We start from the raw sequence: 19,496 nt of genomic DNA, 5'->3' as shown, positions 1-19,496 counted from the left end.
TCTCAATTCGGGCGAAGCAGTGCCCGGATGGGACTGTCGCCGCCCTCCATCAGGTTCGTGAAGATCTTCGCGCCCTCGTCCAGCGGATAGCTGCGCACCCAGTGCAGCTCCCAGTCTGCGACGAGGCCGACCGCCTCCTCGAACTCCTCGTCGGTGTAGGCGAACGAACCGATGATCCGCTTCTCGGTCCGCACCAGTCCCGAGGCGTCGAATCCCGCCTCCGGGTTCGCCAGGCCCAGCCAGACCGTGGTGCCGCCCGGCCGCAGCCGTTCGACGGCCTGCCGGTGGGTCTCCGGCGTGCCCACGGCGTCGAAGACCACGTCGTACTCGCCGGTCAGCGCGGGGCCCGTCGCGTGCGCGCCGAGCCGGGCGGCCGCCTCAAGGCGCGAGGCCGCCCGGTCGGCGACCTCCACCCTGGCCGCCCCCTTGGCCAGGGCCACCGCCAGGCACACCAGGCCGATCGCGCCCGCGCCGATGATGCCCACCGTGCCGCCCTCGGGCCGGCCGGACAGCGACCACGCGTGCACGCCGTTCGCCGCGGGCTCCACGATCGCCGCCCGCTCCCAGTCGAGGGCGGACGGCAGCGGCCGTACGGCTGTCGCGGGCACGGACACCCGCTCGGCGAACCCGCCGGAACGGTGCACGCCGATGATCTGCCGCTCCCGGCAGATCTGGCGCAGCCCGCGCAGGCACAGGTCGCACCGCCCGCACGACAGGATCGGGTTGACCACGACGGGATCGCCGGCGTCGGTCGTGCCCGCCAGCTCGTGCCCCATGATCAGCGGCGGGACGCGGAAGCCGGGTGTCTTGACGCCGTGCAGCTCGCTGCCGCAGATCCCGGCGGCGGCCACGTGCAGGAGAACCTCATCGGACCCGACCACCGGATCGGCCACGTCGTCGAGCTCGACGACGCCCGGACCGGTGAAGACCAGAGCTCTCATCATCACCTTCCATCATACGGAATGCTATTCCGTATTATGGCTACGGATTGGAACGGGTCAAGGGGTGTCCCAAAGGTGCGAGCTACATGACCGCCAGCTGCCCGCCGTCGATGACGAGCTCGGCGCCGTGCACGAAGGAGGCCTCGTCGGAGGCCAGGAAGGCATAGGCCGCGGCCACCTCCTCGGCCAGGCCCGTGCGCCCGAGCGGGATCTGGTCGCGGGCGTAGGCGGCCACGAAGTCCTCGCCGAGCGAGGCGGCGATCTGGGCGTTGAGCGGCGTGCTGATGTAGCCGGGGCACACGGCGTTCACCCGGATGCCGTGCCGTCCGAGCTCGACCGCCATCGTCCTGGTCAGCTGCAGCACCCCGCCCTTGGAGGCGTTGTAGTGGGCGTAGTCGCCCTCGCCCTTCAACCCGTTGGTCGAGGCCATGTTGACGATCGCGCCGCCCGTGCCGCGGTCCACCATGCGCCTGCTCACCGCCTGGGCGACCAGGAACATCCCGCGCAGGTTGACCGCCATCAGCCGGTCCCAGTGCTCGGCGGTGATCTCCAGGAACGGCTCGCGCCAGGCCACGCCGGCGTTGTTGATGAGCACGTCGATCCCGCCGAGCGCGGCCTCGGCCGCCTCGACCAGCCGTTCGACGTCCTCGGGAAGGCTTACGTCGCAGACCGTGCCGCCCGCCACGCCCAGCCGGTCGACCACCTCGGCCACCTGCTCGGCGTCCACCCCGCACAGATAGACCCGGGCGCCCTCGGCGATGAAGCGCGCCGCGGCCGCCTCACCGATGCCGCTGCTCCCGCCGGAGATCAGCACTGCCTTGCCAGTCAGTCCACGCATTGCGCGACCGTAGCAACCCTCCCCCGTCCGTGGATAGGATTCCGCCTAGCGAAATCCCCTACCAGGAGAGTCGGATGAAGTCCTCGCCGGTCGAAAGCGTCGACCGAGCTCTACGCATCCTCAAGCTGCTGGCGGGCAACGGCCAGGGTGTCACCCTGGAGGAGCTGGCCACCAGCTCCGGCATCCCGCGCAGCTCGCTGCACCGCCTGCTCAGCGCGCTGCGCCATCGCGGTTTCGCCGCGCAGCCGGAGCCGAACGGGCCCTACTTCCTGGGCACCGAGATGCTCGCGATCGCCTTCCGCTACAGCGAGAACCTCGACCTGCGCGCCCTGGTCCACCCGCTGCTGCTGCGCCTGCGCAAGGAGCTGCAGGAGACCGTGCACATGGCCGTGCTCGACGGCGGCGAGGTCGTCTACGTCGACAAGGTCGAGGCCAACCACCCGATCCGGATGACCTCGGTGATCGGCGGGCGCAACCCCGCGCACACCACCGGCGTCGGCAAGGCGCTGCTGGCCTGGACGTACCCGACGGACGAGGCCATCGCCCTGTGGGCGCGCAGCTACCAGCCGCTGCAGGGCAGGACCCGCCACTCCATCACCTCGCCGGCCAAGCTGGCCGAGGAGATGCGCCGCATCCGCGCCGCGGGCTACTCCCTCGACATGGAGGAGAACGAGGAGGGCGTGCGCTGCGCCGCCGTACCGGTGTTCCTCGGGCGTCCCACGCCGCTGGCCGCGATCAGCGTCACCGCGCCGAAGAGCCGCTTCCCCACCGAGAAGCTGGCCGCCGCCGCCGAGACCCTGGCCAGGGTGGTCGCCGAGCAGGACGATCCGCTGGCCTCCGGCGAGTGACACCTTGACACCGCGGATCCGGCCCTGCTTTCCTAATGACTGGAATTGGTTTCCGGCATACGGAAAGGTCGAACAATGGCCTTGGCATTTCCGCGGCCCCTGGCCGTCATGACCGTGGCCGCCCTGGTTCTCGCCGGCTGTTCGAGCGGGAAGAAAGCGGCGGACCCCAACGCCCCGGTGACCATCACCTGGTGGACCGGGCAGGCAGAGGACGCGGAGAAGCTGCTGGAAGCCCTCGCCGCCGACTACCAGAAGGCCCACCCGAACGTGACCATCAAGGTCTCGGCGGGCGCGCCCACCACGGACGAGTTGCTCACCAAGCTGTCCGCGGCCTTCGTCAGCGGCACGCATCCCGACATCTCCTACGCCTACGGCAGCTGGGCCACCCAGCTCGCCCAGAGCGGCAGGACTCAGGACATCAGCTCCGAGGTCGCCGACCCCAAGCTCGGCTGGCAGGAGTTCCCCGCGGCCGCAAGGGCCACCGCCACGGTCGACGGCAAGGTCATCGGCCTGCCCGCGGTCGTGGACAACCTCGGGATCATCTACAACAAGAAGCTGTTCGACCAGGCCAAGCTCGCCTACCCCACGGACGACTGGACCTGGGACGACTTCCGCGCGGCGGCCAAGAAGCTGACCAACCACGCGACCAATGTGTACGGCACGGCCTACCCGGTCTCCGGCAGCGAAAACACCACGTGGATGCTGTGGCCGCTGCTGTGGCAGCACGGCGGCGCCATCCTCAGCAAGGACAGCAAGACCCCGCAGTTCAACTCCGACGCGGGAGTCCAGGCGCTGACGTTCCTGCGCGACATGGCCGTCACCGACAAGTCCATGTACCTCGACCAGACCGACGAGAAGTTCGGCCCGCTGTTCCTCGACGGCAGGGTAGGCATGCTGATCACCGGGCCCTGGCAGATGTACGACATCAAGCAGCGCAAGCTCGACTACGGCGTGGCCTTCCTGCCCGGCGTCAACGGCGACCACCAGACCATCTCGGGCCCCGACCTGTGGACCCTGTACGACCACGACGACCCCAACCGCGCCAAGGCCGCCCGCGACTTCGTGATCTGGCTGACCGGCAAGGACACCGACGGCCGCAACAGCCTGGTCAACGGCAACCTGCCGCTGCGAGACTCGGAGAAGACCACCCAGGCCTACCAGAAGTTCGTCAAGGACTTCCCCGGCGCCCAGAAGTTCGTCGAGAACCTGGCCAACGCCAAGCAGCCCAGGCCGACGGTCCCCGGTTACGTCGAGCTGTCGCAGTACGTCGGCGACGCGGTCTCCCAGGTGCTGCAGGGCGCGGCCGACCCGAAGGCGGCGCTGGACACGGCGGCCAAGAAGTCGACGGAAGCGCTGGCACAGTGATGGCGACCTCGGAGACCATCGTCCGCACCGCCGTCCGCGGCCACAGGAAGGCCACGGGCAAGCGCGGCAGGAACGCGCTCACCGGCTGGGCCTTCATCGGCCCCGCCTGCCTGGTCATCGCCGGGCTGTCGCTGTTCCCCGCGGTCTGGGCGTTCTTCATCTCGCGCACGAAGTGGAACGGCATCACCGACCCCGTCGACGTGGGCTGGGGCAACTACGAGCGCATGCTCCAGGACCCCAACGTGATCTCGTCGGTCCAGCACACGCTGCTGTTCACCGCGCTGTTCGTGCCCGCCTCGATCATCATCGGCATGGTCGTGGCGGTCGCGCTGAACAGGAAGATCCGGCTGATCGGCTTCTACCGCACGGCCATCTTCGTGCCGTTCGTCGCCTCGGCCGCCGCCACCGGCATCCTGGCCAGCTTCGTGTTCAACCCGCAGTTCGGCGCCGCCAACGAGGTCCTGCGCAGGGTCGGCCTGCCGGCCCAGCAGTACCTGGAGAGTCCCGCACAGGCCATGCCGGTCATCGTGGTGATCGCGCTGTGGGGCCAGATCGGCTTCACCGCGGTCGTCTACCTGGCCGCGCTGCAGGACATCCCCAAGACGCTGGTCGAGGCCGCCGTGGTCGACGGCGCCACCCCCTTGCGGGTCTTCCGCCACGTCACGCTGCCCCAGCTCGGCCCCGTCACCGTCTTCACCGCCGTGTGGCAGACGATCACCGCGCTGCAACTGTTCGACCTGGTGTACACCACCACCCGCGGCGGGCCGCTCAGCGCGACCCAGACCATCGTCTACTACATCTACAAGACCGCCTTCCAGGGCCAGCGCTACGGGTACGGCTCGGCCGTGGCCTACACGCTGTTCGTGATCACACTGCTGATCACGGGCGGCATGGTGCTGTACTCCCGGCGGAGCAAGGTGGGTGCGTTCTGATGCGCTTCAGCCGGTGGCACCTGCTGCTGATGCCCTTGGCGCTGCTTTTCCTGTTCCCGCTGGTGCAGATGCTGCTGACCGGGTTCATGAGCGACGCGGAGATCAACCGCTTCCCGCCGGGGCTGATCCCGACCAGCCTGCACCTGGAGGGGTACATCGGCCTGTTCCAGGAGACGCCGATCCTGCACTGGCTGCTGAACACCGTGATCGTGTCGACGATCTCGATCGTGTCGCACCTGGTGCTGTGCTCGCTGGCCGGCTACGGGTTCGCCCGGCTCAAGTTCCCCGGTCGCAACCTGGGCTTCTTCGGGATCCTGGCCACGATCATGATCCCGCCGCAGCTGCTGATGATCCCGACCTACCTGATGTTCGCCCGGATCGGCATCGTCGACACGCTGGCCGCCGCGTTCGTGCCGTGGCTGGCCTCGGCCTTCGGCATCTTCCTGATGCGGCAGTTCTTCCTGTCGCTGCCCGCCGAGCTGGAGGACGCCGGGCGCATCGACGGGTGCGGGCGGTTCGGGGTTTTCTGGCGGATCGTGCTGCCGCTGGCCAAGCCCGCACTGGCCACGCTGGCCGTCTTCACTCTGCTCGGGTCGTGGAACGACCTGATCTGGCCGCTGATCGCCATCAGCGACCAGGACTCCTTCACCCTGCAGGTCGGCCTGACCACCTTCCACGGCGCTCGGCGGACCAGCTGGTCGCTGCTGATGGCGGGGAACGTGGTGGCCACCATGCCGCTGATCCTCGGGTTCGTGCTGGCCCAGCGCCAGTTCGTGGCCACCATGACCTTCAGCGGCCTCAAGGGGTGATTCCCGTGCCATCTGTATGGAAACCGATTCCGCACAATGGAAGGACAATGGTGAACCATACCCGGATGAAGGCCGCCCTGGTAGCGGCAGCCGTACTCGCGGCCTGGTTATCCTCGGCGACCCCCGCACAGGCCGCCACCACCACGCTCGCGCCCGTCTCGATGACCACCACCTCGGGGGTCACCGGGAGCGGGCAACCGGTCTCCAACCTGGCGGTCAGGGACCAGAGCGGAACGCAGAACACCTACGCCAAGTACGTGGAGTTCTCGCCCTCCGGCAGCAGCGCCTATGCCGGTTACCGCACCTACACGGTGCCCGCCTCCGTGCCGCCGTCGAGCGTCACCGGGATCCAGGTGGACGCCAACTACCTCGGCCCCGCCGCGGCCCAGCAGACGTGGACCTGGTCGCTGTACGACTGGGCGACCAGCAGCTGGACGCAGATCGGCACGAACGCCGGCGCGCCCTCCTGGGGCTCGTGGAAGCTGCTGACGTTCAGCGCCGGCGGTGGGTTCGTCTCCAGCACCGGCTCGATCCGGGTCCGGCTGGCGGCCAACAACACCTCCGACAGCGCCGACGTGGACTACGAGGCCGTCACGGTCACGAGCGGGTCCTCCAGCGACACCACGCCGCCCTCGACGCCGACCGGCCTGGCCGTCACCGGCACGACCGCGAGCTCGGCCTCGCTGTCGTGGAACGCCTCCACCGACAACGTGGGCGTCACCGGCTACGAGGTGCTCAAGGACGGGGCCGTGGCCGCCACGGTCACCTCGACCAGCGCCACCGTGACCGGCCTGGCCGCCTCCACCTCCTACAGCTTCACCGTCAAGGCGCTGGACGCCGCGGGCAACGAGTCGGCCGCCTCGAGCGCCGTGACTGCGACCACCACCTCCGGCGGCGGTGGCGGCACCATGTGGAAGCCGGCGCTCAACAGCCGCTGGCAGTACCAGCTCCAGGGCGACACCGCCTTCGCCTCGACCGGCGGCATCGACGTCAACATCTGTGCCGTGCCGTACACGGGGGGCTCGTGCGTCAAGCCGAGCGTCTTCGACATCGACCTGTACGTCGACGAGCTGGTCTCCGGCAACAACCACACCGTCGACACGGCCGCGGTCAACGCGATCCACGCCAACGGCGGGCACGCGATCTGCTACGTCGACGCCGGGGGTATCGAGAACTTCCGCCCCGACTACCAGGAAGCCGTCGACTGGGACAACGCGCACAACCACCAGCTCATCGGCAAGCCGTACCCCGGGTTCACGAACGAGTCCTACGCCAACATCAACAACAACGTCGGTCAGCGTGACTTCATGCTCCAGCGCATGGAGAAGCGCGTGACGCTCTGCGAGCAGGCCGGCTTCGACGCGGTCGAGTTCGACGTCGTCAACACCTACGAGGACGGCCAGAACACGACCGGCTGGAACATCACCGCCGCCACCCAGCTGATCTACAACAAGGCGCTCGCGGCCATGGCGCACCGGCACGGCATGTCCGTGGCGCTGAAGAACGACATCTCGCAGATCTCGGACCTGGTCGGCGACTTCGACTTCGCGATCAACGAGCAGTGCGTCCAGTACAGCGAGTGCGGCGACTACAGCCAGTTCACCGGCGCGGGCAAGGCCGTCCTCCAGGTGGAGTACACCATGAGCAGCAACACCAACGACACCGCCTCCGGGCGCTGCGCCACCGCCAACGGCCTCAACTTCAACTCCATCCACAAGAACAAGGACGCCACCCTGTTCTCCCAGCCCTACCGCCCCTGCCGCTGATGCCACTGACGATCCCGACCGAGTATGTGGATGCCAGGACCACCGGCATCCACTGGCCGGGTGAACCGGTGAGCTTCGCCGAGTTCGCCGCCGCCCGCCACAGCCTGCACGACGGCCCCTTCACGCCGCCGTTCATGGTGCTGCGGCGGGCGGCGGTCTCGGCCAACATCGCCGCGCTGGCCGACTTCTGCGCCCGGCGCGGCGTGCTGCTCGCCCCGCACGGCAAGACCACGATGGCGCCCGCCCTGTTCAAGCAGCAGCTGGAGGCGGGCGCCTGGGGCATCACCGCGGCCACGCCCAGCCAGGTCAGGGCCTGCCGCAGCTTCGGCGTCGAGCGGATCCTGCTGGCCAACGAGCTGGTGGACCGGCGCCTGGCGGCGTGGATCGCCGGCGAGCCCGTCGACTTCCTGTGCCTGGTGGACTCGCGGGCGGGCGTCGACCTGCTCGCGGGCACCGGGATCCGGGTGCTGATCGACGTCGGGTACCCGGGCGGCCGTACCGGCGTCAGGTCCGTCGAGGAGGCAGCCGCCCTGGCCGCCTACGCGGCCGGCCGGGTCAGGGTAGCGGGCATCTCCGGCTACGAGGGCGGCATCGCGGACGCCGAGGAGGTGATCTGCTACCTCAAATCGCTCCGCGAGGCGGCCAGGGCGGTCGCGCCCCACGCCGAGGACGAGTTCGTCATCAGCGCGGGCGGCAGCATCTGGTTCGACCTGGTGGCCGACCACCTCGCGGGCGACGGTCAGCTCGTCATCCGCAGTGGCGCCTACGTCAGCCACGACCACGGCTACTACCAGCGCCTCACGCCCTTCCAGCGCCTGACCGCGCACGGCCCGATCCACGCGGCCCTCGAACTCTGGGCGCCCGTCCTGTCGGTCCCCGAACCGGGCGTCGCCTACGCCCTCATGGGCAAACGAGAGGCCCCCTACGACATCGACCTCCCCGTCTCACTGGACCACCCCGACCTCAAAGTCCGAACGGTCAACGACCACCACGCCCAACTGGACGTCCCTCCTGGAATCACCCTCACCCCCGGAGACCTGCTCCGCTTCGGCGTCTCCCACCCCTGCACCGCCTTCGACAAATGGCGAACCCTCCTGGTGGCAGACGAGAACGACACCGTCGTCGACCTAATCCGGACATACTTCTAACACCCGGGATCCCGCACCGCTTTTCCGGGACGGTGCGAGATCCCGGCCCTCCCCTTCTGTCTGGTTCGTGACGACGTCATGGGTGGGTGGTGATCGGGTCTCTGGTTCGCGTTGCCGGTGGGCGGGAGGGTTGTGCCCAGGCGATGTGAAGGAGGCGTCATGGGTGCCTGGGTACGCAGGAAGGCCACGGGGGCGTGGCATGGGCCGCTTGTCGGGTGTGCGGCGGTGATGGGGGTGCTGGCCCTCGTCAGCCTTGTCGGGCTGGTGGTCGACGGGCGGGAGGTGCTGGGGCAGGGCGTGTGGCTCAAGCCGTTCAAGTTCGCCGTCTCGCTCGGCCTCTACGCGGCGACGCTGGCGTGGATGATCGGGCAGGCCGGGCGGTGGCGCCGGACGCTGTGGTGGCTGGGGACCGTGACCGTGGCGGGGTTCGTCACGCCGGAGATCGCGTCCATCACACTCCAGGCGGCGCGCGGCGTGCGCAGCCACTTCAACTTCGAGACCGGGTTCGACCAGACCGTGTTCATGGTCATGGGCGGGGCCGCCTACCTGGGCTGGCTGCTGACGTTCGGGATGGGGATCCTGCTGGTGGCGCAGCGGCGGGTGGACCGGGCGATGTCCTGGGCGATCCCGCTCGGGCTCGCCATCTCGCTGGCGGGCATGTCCATCGGCTACCTGATGACCGCGCCCACCCCCGACCAGGCGCACGGCCTGGCCGCCGGGCTGCGCCTGACCACGATCGGCGCGCACAGCGTCGGCGCGCCCGACGGCGGCCCGGGGATGCCGGTCACCGGCTGGGAGACCGGCGCCGGCGACCTGCGGGTGGCGCACTTCGTCGGCCTGCACGCCCTGCAGGTGATCCCGCTGCTCGCGATCGGCCTGCGCCTGCTGTCGCGCCGCTTCACCCTGCTCGCGGGTACGGTCACCCGCACCCTGCTCGTGGTCGTCGCCGCGGCCGGTTACGCCGGGCTCATCGCGCTGACGCTCTGGCAGGCACGGCGCGGTCAGGCCCTCATCCACCCCGACGCCCTGACGCTGCAGGCCGCGGCCGGTCTCGCCGGGCTGGTGACGGCGGCCGCCGTGCTGGTGCTCGTCACGGCCCGCGCACGGGCTCGCAGGAGCGCAAGCGGCCGGCTCGCGCGGAGCGAGGAGCGCGGCGGCGACCGTCATGGCCGGTCGGAGCGGGTGGCCGGTGCGGGCGAGCGGCGGGTCCGCGTCTAGGCTGCTCGGGTGCACAACCGGGCGAATCTCATAGTTCTCGCGGCGTTCGCGGGCTTCGCGAGCATCTACGTGGGAGCGGGTTCGCCCCTGGCGGTGGTCGTGTTCGTGGTCCAGGTGGCCTTCATCCGATGGCGGATCTGGTGGCTGGTCGTCCTCCAGGCCGCCCTGGTCTACGGGCTTGTGCTTAATACAGGCACTTCGGTCGGCATTCTCGGGTTCGTCGGCGGGTCGCTGCTGCTGACCAGGCTCTGGCCGCTCGCCGCGGCGGTGGCGGTCAGCGCCGTCCTGCTCGGCCCCGTCGACCCGGTGATCAGCATGATCCTGATCTCCCTGGTCGTCTACGGCCTGACCAGGATGCTCGACCGGATCGAAGAGGTGAACGCGGCCAGGCTGTCCCTGGCGATGACGGCCGCGGCGGAGGAACGGCTCCGCATCGCCGCGGAGCTCAGCACCGGCCTGGGCAAGGCGCTGGCCGCGATCGCCGGCGGAGCCAGAGAAGGCACCCCCGACGTGGAGACCGCGCGCCGCTCGCTGGCCGAGGCCAGGGCCGCGGCGGCGAACTACCGGGCCATGTCGCTGGCCCCCGAGATCACCACCGCCAAGGCCATGCTGGCCGCCGCCGGCGTCACCGTGGAGGTCCGCGCCGGGCACACGGAACCGCTCGGCCCGGCCGGCGCGCTGCTGGCGGCGGTGCTCAGGGAGTCGGTCACGGAGATCGTACGGCGGCGCACCGCCACCACCTGCCGCATCGAGACCTCCGCCGAGGGCGCCACGGTCCGGCTGCGCGTGACCAACGACGGCGCCCGCACCGCCGGCGACGAGAGCCTCGGCGACCTGCCCGCCCAGGTCGAAGCCGCAGGGGGCACGCTGACCGTCGGCCTGGCGGACGACGCCTCGATGACCGTGGAGGCGAGACTGCCCGCCGTCCGCCCGCACGTGCAGCCGGCGCACGACGGCGCGCTGTCGATGGCGCTGCTGGCGGCCGTGCTGATCGGGTTCTCGGCGAAGGCGCTGCTGATGGCCGGTTCGCCGTGGCCGGCCCTACCGCTGGCCGTCATCGTCTTCATGCAGCTGCGCTCGGTCGAGGGCCGCCACCCGTGGGCGCTGGCGATCATGGCGGTACTGACGTTCGCGCCGATCCCGCTGTTCGGGCAGCCCTGGCTGGGTGTTGCTGGGTTCCTGGCGGGGCCGATCCTGCTCGCCTTTCCGCTGGCGCTCGCGCTGCCCCTGGTGGCGGCCGTCGTGGGCGTGGTCGTGGCCGCCGCGGTGCTGCTCGGCCTGCCGTTCCCCGTGACGCTGAACTACGCGATCAGCACGGTGGTGACGGGTCTGGTCATGTACGGCCTGCTCAGGCTGGCCCAGCTGGCCAGGGAACTGCGCGAGTCCAGGGACGGCCTGGCCCGCGCGGCCGTGGTCGAGGAGCGGCTGCGCGCCGCCCGCGACCTGCACGACCTGCTCGGCCACAGCCTGGCCGCGATCCTGCTCAAGTGCGAGCTGGCCCGCAGGCTCGACCAGGACAGGGCGCGCAAGGAACTCGACGACGTGCTGGCCATGACCGAACGGGCGATGCGCGACCTGCGCACCGTCTCGGGCGAGCAGGGGGAGCTGTCGCTGACCGCGGAGGCCCGCTCGGCGGGCTCGCTGCTGGCAGCCGCCGGGATCGAGGTCGAGCTCGACCTGGGCCACGACACCCTCGGCGGCGACGTGGACACCACGCTCGGCATCGTGCTCAGGGAGGCCGTCACCAACGTGCTGCGGCACAGCTCGGCCCGCCGGTGCGCGATCACCACGACCACGCGCGACGGCACCGGACGGCTGAGCGTGCGCAACGACGGGGCGGGCGCGTCGAAGGGACGCCACGGCTCGGCCGGGATCGGCAACCTGACCACCCGGCTGGCGGCGCTGGACGGGCACCTGGAGGTCGGCCTGGAGGACGGCTGGTTCGAGCTGACGGCGACCGTCCCGACGCGGGCCTGGGTCCCCGCCTAGATCCAGCCCGCCTCGGCGGCGATGCGCACGGCGTCGGTGCGGTTGCGGGCGTTGAGCTTGGCGACGATCGCGGTCAGGTAGTTGCGCACGGTTCCCGCGCTCAGGAACAGCTCGCCGGCGATCTCGGAGGCCTCCGCGCCCCCGGCGACCAGCCGCAGGACGTCGGCCTCGCGGGGCGTGAGCGGGTTGTCGGCCAGGTTCCACGCGGTGGCGGCCAGCGACGGGTCGAGCACCCGCTCGCCCCGCGCCACCTTCCTGATCGCGGCCGACAGCTCCTCCGGCGAAGCGGTCTTCAGCATGAAGCCGTCCACCTGGGAGGCCAGCGCGCGGCGCAGATGCCCCGGCCTGCCGTGGCCGGTGAGCATGAGCGTGCGGCAGTCCGGCAGCTTGACGCGCAGCTCTCCGGCCGCGTCCAGCCCGTCGATGGTGCCCGGCATGTCGACGTCGAGCACGGCCACGTCCGGCCGGTGCACCAGCGCGGCGGCCACCACCTTGTCCCCCGAGTCGACCGCCTCGACGACCTCGAGGTCGGGCTCGAGGCCGAGCAGCGTCACGAGCGCTTCCCTGATGACGTGCTGGTCCTCTGCAAGCAGCAAGCGAATCACCTGACCATTATGTCCGGATCATGAGGATGTCACGTTCGGCTCGTGACCGGCTCTCTGGTGACGGAAACCGCAGATCAGCAGGCTTGTACCCATGACGGAAGCAGTCCGGTTGGACCAGGTGAGCAAGGTGTACGGCAGAGGCCAGAGCGCGGTCGCGGCCCTGCGCGAGGTGTCGGTGGGCATCCCGAAGGGGAGCTTCACCGCCGTCATGGGCCCGTCGGGCTCGGGCAAGAGCACGTTCCTGCACTGCGCCGCGGGCCTGGACGTGCCCAGCTCGGGAGCGGTACGGCTGGGCGGCACGGACCTGACGGGCCTGGGCGAGAACGCCCTGACCGACCTCAGGCGGCGCCGCGTGGGCTTCGTCTTCCAGGCCTTCAACCTGGTCTCGGCGTTGACCGTGACGGAGAACATCACCCTGCCGCTGATGCTGGCAGGCGCCAAGGTGGACCGGGCGTGGCTGGACGAGGTCGTGCACCGGGTGGGCCTGGCCGGTCGCACCGGGCACCGCCCGGCGCAGCTGTCGGGCGGGCAGCAGCAGCGCGTGGCGATCGCCAGGGCGCTGGTGACCAGGCCGGAGGTGGTGTTCGGCGACGAGCCGACCGGCGCGCTCGACACCATGACCGCCCGCGACGTGCTGACCCTGCTGCGCGAGGTGGTCTCGGCGCTGGGTCAGACGGTGGTCATGGTCACCCACGACCCGCTGGCCGCCGCCTACGCCGACACCGTGCTGTTCCTGGCCGACGGCCGGATCGTGGACGCGATGACGAGCCCGACCGCCGAGAAGGTGGCCGAGCGGATGACCCGGCTGGGGGCGTGGACGTGATGATCTCCTTCGCACTGAAGACGCTGCGGCACCGCAAGGCCGCCTTCGCCGGCGCGTTCGTGGCTCTGCTGTGCGCCGCCGCGCTGGTGACCGCCTGCGGCATGCTGCTGGACACCGGCCTGCGCGGCACGGTCGCACCCGAGCGGTACGCCGGAGCCCCGGTGATCGTGGCGGGCGACCAGTTCGTCAGGCAGACCAAGGACAGCGGCAAGCAGAAGGCCAAGCCGCTGTCGGAGCGCAGGTGGATCCCCGCCTCCGTGGCCGGAGAGGTCCAGCGCGTCCCCGGCGTGACGAAGGTGGTCACCGAGGTGAGCTTCCGCTTCGCCGGGTTCACCGGGCACGGCTGGGAGTCGGCCGCGCTCACCCCCTTCACGCTCGCCTCGGGCCGCCCGCCCAGGGCCGCGGGCGAGGTCGTGGTGGACGCCCGCCACGCGGGCCAGACGATCCCCGGCTACCGCGTGGTCGGCGTGACCCGGCAGGCGTTGCCCACCCAGGACACGCTCTTCTTCGCCACCGCCGAGGCCCGCCGGCTGGCCGGGCACGACGGCCTGCTGACCGCGATCGGCGTCTGGCCGCGCGTCGACGTCAGCGTCAAGGGCGCCGTCGCCTACACCGGCGACGAGCGCGGCACGGCCGAGTTCCCCGAGGCGGAAGGCTCTCGGGCCAGGCTCATCAGCCTGGGCGGCGCGCTCGGCGGCACCTCGCTGCTGGTGGCGATCCTCGTGGTGGTGGGTACGTTCGCGCTGTCCGCGCAGCAGCGCAGGCGCGAGATCGCCCTGCTGCGCGCCGTGGGCGCCACGCCGCGGCAGGCCAGGAAGCTCATCGGCGGCGAGGCCCTGCTCATCGGCGTGGCCGCCGGTCTGGTCGGGTCCGGAGCCGGGCTCCTGCTGGCGTTCTGGCTGCGGACCAGGTTCGTCGCGCTGGGCGCCATGCCCGCCAACCTGCCGCTGGTGGTCAGCCCGTTCCCGGCGATCGCCGCGGTGGTGGCCACGCTGGGGGCGGCGTGGGTGTCGGCTCGCGTCTCGGCCCGCCGTACCGCGCGGATCAGACCGGTGGAGGCGCTGGGTGAGATGGCGCTGCCCACCGCCACACTGCCGCGGATGCGGCTGGTCGCCGGGCTGGTGGCGGTGGCCGGAGGCGCCGGGCTGACGGTGGTGCTGTCGTCGCTGTCGTCGCTGTCGACCGAGGCGGCCGCCAGCCCCGTGACCATGCTCACCGCGCTGGTGTGGACGACGGCGGTCGCGCTGCTCGGGCCGCCGATCGCGCGGGCGGTGACGGCGCTGCCGCTGCGGGCGCCCGGCGCGGGTGGCTACCTGGCGAGCAAGAACCTGCGCGCGGGGGAGACCCGGCTGGCTTCGGTGATCGTGCCGCTGAGCCTGATGACGGCGATGACGTGCACGATCCTGTTCTCGCAGACCACCATGGGCCACGCCGCGCAGGGCCAGGCGAACGCGGGCGTCAAGGCCGACCACGTGCTCGTCGCCGGCTCGCCCGCGGCGGCCGTGCGCCAGGTGCCGGGGGTGCGCGCCGTCACCGAGGTGCTGCGCACCTCGGTCAGGATCGACCTGGACAAGTACGGCGCGCAGGCGGTCACGCCCGAGGGCCTGGACCGGACGATGGACCTGGGCGTGGAGGCGGGCTCGCTGCGCGGGTTCGGCGACACGACGGCGGCCGTCAGCCGTACCGCGGCCGACCGGCTGGGCGTCGGGCTCGGCGACGAGATCGCGCTGGTGCTCGGCGACGGCACGCCCGCCACCGTCCGGGTGGTGGCGATCTACTCGCGGGGTCTCGGCTTCGGCGACCTGACCCTGGCGCGCGGGCTCGTGGCCGCCCACGTCGACGATCCCCGGGGGACCGTCCTGGTCTCCGGCGGCGAGCGGGAGGCGCTGCGGCGCGTGCCCGGCGTGACCGTGGCCGACGAGGCGGGCGCGGCCCAGGCGGGTTCGGCCAACGCGGCGGTCGCCTTCGTGGCCATGGGCCTGATCATCGCCTTCAGCGCGATCGCGGTGGTCAACACGCTGGCCATGTCGACGCTGGGCAGGGTCAGGGAGCTCGCCCTGCTGCGCGTGGTGGGCACCACCCGCAGGCAGGCGATGCGGATGCTGTGCACCGAGACGGTGACGGCCACCGTGGTCGCGGTGCTCATCGGGACGGCCATCGCGCTGGTGACGCTGGGCGCCTTCGGCAAGGGCATGACCGGCTCGCTCCTGCCCTACGTGCCGCCCCAGGCCTACCTCGCGGTCATCGCCACGGTGGCGGCCCTGGCCCTGGCGGCGACGCTGATCCCGGCCAGATTCGCCCTCCGCGCCCGCCCGGCCGACGCCCTCGGCACCCGCGAGTAGCGCTCCCTAGACTTGGCGGATGTCCAGACGACAGGAGATCGCCGACGCGGCGATCTCGCTCCTCGCGGCCGAGGGCATGCGCGGGCTGACGCACCGGGCGGTCGACCGGGTGGCAGGGCTGGCCGAGGGCTCGACCTCCTACTACTTCAGGACCCGCCAGTCGCTGCTGCAGGCGGCGGTGGAACGGCTGGCCGAGCACACCACCGCCGACCTGACCGCGCTGCGGGCGCGAGTGGAGGCCGAGCCCGGCCGCGACGGGCAGGTCGAGGCCGTGGCCGAAGTGCTCGGGGAGTGGCTGACCACCACCCGCGACCGCCAGCTGGCCAGGTACGAGCTGTCGCTGGAGGCCACCAGGCGGCCCGAGCTGCGCAGGGTCCTGCTGGACAGCGCGGCCGGGGTACGGGCCGTCGTGACCGCCCCGCCGACCTGATCCATTGGTCGCGAGCAAGCGGGCCGAGCCCGCCGACGACCTGCTCAGCGGTCTGTGGGCCGACGGCGGGCTGGACGCGGCCGAGATCGCGGGAATGGCCCTCTTGCTGCTGGTCGCCGGGCACGAGACGACCGCCAACATGCTCGGCCTCGGCGCCTATGTGCTCATGCGGATGGGGCAGCAGCACGTCACGATGACGGAACCGGTGGTCGAGGAGCTGCTGCGGTATCTGTCGGTCCCGCATCTCGGCCCGCTGCGCGCGGCGCTGGAGGATGTGGAGATCGCCGGGCAGACGATCAAGAAGGGTCAGGTGGTGACGATCTCCATCCCGGCCGCCAACCGTGACCCCGAGCGCTTCCCCGACCCTGAGCACCTGGACCTGGTCGGCGGGGCGGCCGGCGGACAGCTGGCCTTCGGCCACGGCGTCCACCAGTGCCTGGGCCACCAGCTGGCCAGGGTGGAGCTGCGCATCGGCTACCGGGCGCTGTTCGAGCGCTTCCCCGGGCTGCGGGTGGCCGTGCACGACGAGGAGATTCCGCTGCGCACGGACATGAGCATCTACGGCGTGCACCGGCTGCCCGTCATCTGGTAGCCGACAGGGTCAGGCGCCAGTGTTCCGCGGCTTGGGCCATGTCGTGGACGAGGAACTGGAAGAACTGGCCGGCCGTGTGCATCCGGGCTCCGGCGGGGGTCGTGGTCCCGAGGACCGCGGCTCCCCGCTGGGCGTACTCGCTCCACATCGACATCGACCGGACGCTGGCCTGCCAGGCCATGTACCAGACGTGGTCCTCGACGAGGTAGCGTTCCCGCCGGTCGCCGCGCTCGCGCCTGAGCAGGCCGCGCTGTTCCAGCCAGTTCACCGCCTTGGAGATGGAGGCGGGGCTGACCTGCAGCCGGGTGACGAGCTCGGCCGCGGTGAAGCCGCCGCTGTCGTTGGTGAACAGGCAGACGAGGATCCTGGCCATCATCGCCGGGACGCCCGTCTGGATCATCATCTCGGCGAAGCCGTCCTCGAACGCGCGCACCGCCTCGGGATCACGCCCGTGGGTGTCGGCGGTGACCGGCGCGGCGTGCGGCAGGCCGGGCTTGCGCCGGGCCCGCCAGCTGGTCGCCTGCTGCGCGTGGTTGGCGCGGTAGTGACCCGGCCCGCCGTTACGGGTGATCTCGCGGCTGATCGTGGACCTGGGCCTGCCCAGGCGGCGGGCGATCTCGGCGTAGCCGAGCCCGGCCGACAGCCCGGCGGCGATGTGCTGGCGGTCCTCGTAGGTGAGGCGATCTCCCGGCATTCAGACCCCTGGTGCATTCAGTGTCAATGTCATTGCACCGACGATATCGCTGCTACCAGGGGAAGCCTATTTTGAGCGTTGGCAGTGTGAGAAACGGATTCCTACCGTTTCGTTCATGGCAAACGACACGATCCCTTCGCTGCCCACCGAGCGGCCCGCGGGTCGCCCGTTCGATCCGCCGGCGGGTCTGGCAGAACTGGGCCCGCTGAGCAGGCTGCAGTACCCCGACGGCCACCTCGGCTGGCTGGCCACCAGCCACGCCCTGGTCAGGGAGGTGCTGGCCGACCCGCGCTTCAGCGTCCGGCCCGAGATCAGGCACGTGCCCATCCCCGGCACCCCGGGCAGCGACAGGCCCGCCCCTCCCGGCATCTTCACCGCGATGGACGCGCCCGAGCACACGCGCTACCGGCGCCTGCTCACCGGCCAGTTCACCGTCCGCCGCATGCGGCGGCTCACCGAGCAGGTCCAGGCGATCACGACCGAGCACCTGGACGCCATGGCGCGCCACGGCTCGCCCGCCGACCTGGTCACCGAGCTGGCACAGCCGGTTCCCGCCCAGGTCATCTGCGAGCTGCTCGGCGTGCCGTACGCCGACAGGGCGCGCTTCCAGGCCGACGCGCTGAAGCTGTTCCGCCTGGGGACCGCGCAGGAGGAGATGATCGCCGCCTACACGGCGGTGCAGGGGTTCATCGCCGAGCTTGTGCCCGCCAAGCGCGCCCAGCCGGGCGACGACCTGCTCAGCGGGCTGACGGCTACCGACCTCACCGACGAGGAACTGATCAACATCGGCTTCGTGCTGCTCGGAGCCGGCCTGGACACCACGGCCAACATGCTCGCGCTCGGCACCTACGCCCTGCTGACCCACCCCGATCAGCTCGCGCTCCTGCGCTCCGACCCGGGCCTCGCCGACCACGCGGTCGAGGAACTGCTGCGCTACCTGAGCGTCATCCCGTTCACGGTCCGCACCGCGCTCGAGGACGTCGAGCTGGACGGCCGGACGATCAAGGCGGGCGAGTCCATCACGCTCTCGGTCCCCGCGGCCAACCGCGACTCCGCCCACTTCGCCGACCCCGACACGCTCGACCTGCTGCGCGCCACCGGCGGGCACGTCGCCTTCGGCCACGGCATCCACCAGTGCCTGGGCCAGCAGCTCGCCCGGGTGGAGTTGCAGGTCGCGCTGCCCGCGCTGGTCACCCGCTTCCCCACGCTGCGCCTGGCGGCGGAGCCGCAGGACATCGCCATGCGCACCGACATGATCATTTACGGCGTGCACGCGCTGCCCGTCGCCTGGGAGGTGTGACCCATGAAGGTCTGCCTTGTCACCGGCGCGTCCTCGGGCATCGGCCTGGCCGCCGCGCTCGAGCTGCGGCGGGCCGGCCACACCGTGTACGGCGCGGCGCGCCGCGTGCCCAAGATGGAGCTCCTGCGCGCCGCCGGCGGCCACGTCATGGAGATGGACGCCCGCAAGGAAGACGACCTCGAACGCGCCGTCCGCACCGTCGTCGACGAGCAGGGGAGGATCGACGTCCTGGTCAACAATGCCGGGATCGGCCTGCACGGCGCGGTCGAGGACGTGCCGCTCGACCGGGCCCGCGACCAGTTCGAGGTCAACCTCTTCGCCCCGGCGCGGCTGATCCAGCTCTGCCTGCCGTACATGCGCGAGCAGAAGTCCGGCACGATCGTCAACGTCTCGTCCATCGGCGGCGAGATCGCGTTGCCGCTCGGCGCCTGGTACTACTCCTCCAAGCACGCGCTCGAGGCCTACTCCGACTCGCTGCGGCAGGAGCTCGGGCGGTTCGGCGTCCACGTCGTGATCATCCAGCCCGGCATCATCAAGACCGAGTTCGAGAACGGCACGGCGCAGGAGCTGCGCGACATCTCCGGACACGGCGCCTACCGCCGGATGGCCGAGTTGATGGCCAAGCGGGCCGAGACCGAGCTGGGAGCCGGCAGCAAGGCCTCCGATCCCGCGGTCGTCGCGCGGGCGATCAGGCAGGCCGTCGACTCGCCCGCGCCCAAGGCCCGCTACGCGGTCGGCTACCTGGCCAAGCTGCTGCTGTTCCTGGACAGGCACCTGACCGACCGCGCCTTCGACCGCCTCGCCACCAGCGCGACCAAGTAGGGGGCCCATGCGCAGGCCGCGCTGCTGTGATGGA

The 19,496-nt window shown here is 71.1% G+C and carries 18 protein-coding genes; 14 read left to right on the top strand and 4 right to left on the bottom strand.

Going from position 1 to position 19,496, the window contains the following annotated elements:
* Window positions 1-2: 2 nt before the first annotated feature.
* A complete protein-coding gene (locus tag KIK09_RS09340; protein ID WP_214318328.1) occupies window positions 3-944 on the bottom strand; it encodes a zinc-dependent alcohol dehydrogenase in 942 nt (313 codons plus the stop codon).
* Window positions 945-1,023: 79 nt separating this feature from the next.
* Window positions 1,024-1,779 carry an SDR family NAD(P)-dependent oxidoreductase gene (locus KIK09_RS09335; RefSeq protein ID WP_214318327.1) on the bottom strand — a complete coding sequence of 252 codons (756 nt, stop codon included), beginning with the start codon at window positions 1,777-1,779 and terminating at the stop codon, window positions 1,024-1,026.
* A 74-nt stretch (window positions 1,780-1,853) separates the two neighbouring features.
* Here KIK09_RS09335 and KIK09_RS09330 point away from each other — a divergent pair, with 74 nt between their 5' ends.
* The 8 genes from KIK09_RS09330 to KIK09_RS59955 all read left to right on the top strand — a co-directional run bounded on the left by KIK09_RS09330 (window position 1,854) and on the right by KIK09_RS59955 (window position 11,854).
* Window positions 1,854-2,627, top strand: coding sequence for an IclR family transcriptional regulator (locus KIK09_RS09330; protein WP_214318326.1), 774 nt, complete (start codon window positions 1,854-1,856; stop codon window positions 2,625-2,627).
* A gap of 75 nt (window positions 2,628-2,702) precedes the next feature.
* Window positions 2,703-3,992, top strand: coding sequence for an ABC transporter substrate-binding protein (locus KIK09_RS09325; RefSeq protein ID WP_214318325.1), 1,290 nt, complete (start codon window positions 2,703-2,705; stop codon window positions 3,990-3,992).
* Entirely contained in the window at window positions 3,992-4,924 is a 933-nt protein-coding gene (locus tag KIK09_RS09320) for a carbohydrate ABC transporter permease (RefSeq protein ID WP_214318324.1), read from the top strand. The genes KIK09_RS09325 and KIK09_RS09320 overlap by 1 nt, the downstream gene beginning before the upstream one ends.
* Complete coding sequence (locus KIK09_RS09315) at window positions 4,924-5,733, top strand: carbohydrate ABC transporter permease (RefSeq protein ID WP_214318323.1); 810 nt, start codon at window positions 4,924-4,926, stop codon at window positions 5,731-5,733. The genes KIK09_RS09320 and KIK09_RS09315 overlap by 1 nt, the downstream gene beginning before the upstream one ends.
* Window positions 5,734-5,798: 65 nt before the next feature.
* Window positions 5,799-7,499 carry an endo alpha-1,4 polygalactosaminidase gene (locus tag KIK09_RS09310; protein WP_214318322.1) on the top strand — a complete coding sequence of 567 codons (1,701 nt, stop codon included), beginning with the start codon at window positions 5,799-5,801 and terminating at the stop codon, window positions 7,497-7,499.
* A complete protein-coding gene (locus tag KIK09_RS09305; RefSeq protein WP_214318321.1) occupies window positions 7,499-8,647 on the top strand; it encodes a type III PLP-dependent enzyme domain-containing protein in 1,149 nt (382 codons plus the stop codon). Before KIK09_RS09310 ends, KIK09_RS09305 begins: the two co-directional genes overlap by 1 nt.
* A gap of 159 nt (window positions 8,648-8,806) precedes the next feature.
* Window positions 8,807-9,865 (top strand): hypothetical protein, encoded by a 1,059-nt coding sequence (locus tag KIK09_RS09300; RefSeq protein ID WP_214318320.1) that lies wholly within the window; start codon window positions 8,807-8,809, stop codon window positions 9,863-9,865.
* 9 nt (window positions 9,866-9,874) lie between these two features.
* Entirely contained in the window at window positions 9,875-11,854 is a 1,980-nt protein-coding gene (locus tag KIK09_RS59955) for a sensor histidine kinase (protein WP_214318319.1), read from the top strand.
* On the opposite strand, the gene KIK09_RS09290 is transcribed toward KIK09_RS59955, so the two are convergent.
* Window positions 11,851-12,459 (bottom strand): response regulator transcription factor, encoded by a 609-nt coding sequence (locus KIK09_RS09290; RefSeq protein WP_214318318.1) that lies wholly within the window; start codon window positions 12,457-12,459, stop codon window positions 11,851-11,853. The two genes, KIK09_RS59955 and KIK09_RS09290, sit on opposite strands and share 4 nt — an antisense overlap.
* A gap of 91 nt (window positions 12,460-12,550) precedes the next feature.
* Between KIK09_RS09290 and KIK09_RS09285 the strand changes: the two genes are divergently transcribed.
* Genes KIK09_RS09285 through KIK09_RS09270 form a run of 4 tightly spaced genes read left to right on the top strand, consistent with a single transcriptional unit; the run spans window position 12,551 to window position 16,646 of the window.
* Complete coding sequence (locus KIK09_RS09285) at window positions 12,551-13,282, top strand: ABC transporter ATP-binding protein (protein ID WP_214318317.1); 732 nt, start codon at window positions 12,551-12,553, stop codon at window positions 13,280-13,282.
* Window positions 13,282-15,624 (top strand): FtsX-like permease family protein, encoded by a 2,343-nt coding sequence (locus tag KIK09_RS09280; protein WP_214319577.1) that lies wholly within the window; start codon window positions 13,282-13,284, stop codon window positions 15,622-15,624. Before KIK09_RS09285 ends, KIK09_RS09280 begins: the two co-directional genes overlap by 1 nt.
* A gap of 19 nt (window positions 15,625-15,643) precedes the next feature.
* Window positions 15,644-16,054 (top strand): TetR/AcrR family transcriptional regulator, encoded by a 411-nt coding sequence (locus KIK09_RS09275; protein ID WP_214318316.1) that lies wholly within the window; start codon window positions 15,644-15,646, stop codon window positions 16,052-16,054.
* 4 nt (window positions 16,055-16,058) lie between these two features.
* Complete coding sequence (locus KIK09_RS09270) at window positions 16,059-16,646, top strand: cytochrome P450 (protein ID WP_250572871.1); 588 nt, start codon at window positions 16,059-16,061, stop codon at window positions 16,644-16,646.
* Here the strand turns inward: KIK09_RS09270 and KIK09_RS60550 are convergent.
* Window positions 16,636-17,340 (bottom strand): GbsR/MarR family transcriptional regulator, encoded by a 705-nt coding sequence (locus KIK09_RS60550; protein WP_214318315.1) that lies wholly within the window; start codon window positions 17,338-17,340, stop codon window positions 16,636-16,638. The genes KIK09_RS09270 and KIK09_RS60550 overlap by 11 nt on opposite strands.
* A 115-nt stretch (window positions 17,341-17,455) precedes the next feature.
* On the opposite strand from KIK09_RS60550, the gene KIK09_RS09260 reads away from it, so the two are divergent.
* Both KIK09_RS09260 and KIK09_RS09255 read left to right on the top strand, forming a co-directional pair.
* The gene (locus KIK09_RS09260; protein WP_214318314.1) at window positions 17,456-18,640 is read left to right on the top strand and encodes a cytochrome P450; all 1,185 of its coding nucleotides are present in this window, start codon (window positions 17,456-17,458) and stop codon (window positions 18,638-18,640) included.
* Window positions 18,641-18,643: 3 nt separating this feature from the next.
* The gene (locus KIK09_RS09255) at window positions 18,644-19,462 is read left to right on the top strand and encodes an oxidoreductase (RefSeq protein WP_214318313.1); all 819 of its coding nucleotides are present in this window, start codon (window positions 18,644-18,646) and stop codon (window positions 19,460-19,462) included.
* The last annotated feature ends 34 nt before the right edge of the window (window positions 19,463-19,496 follow it).

This window comes from Nonomuraea sediminis, from assembly GCF_018531495.1.
Classification (GTDB): Bacteria; Actinomycetota; Actinomycetes; order Streptosporangiales; family Streptosporangiaceae; genus Nonomuraea; species Nonomuraea sediminis.
This window is presented reverse-complemented; position numbering and strand designations above follow the sequence as displayed.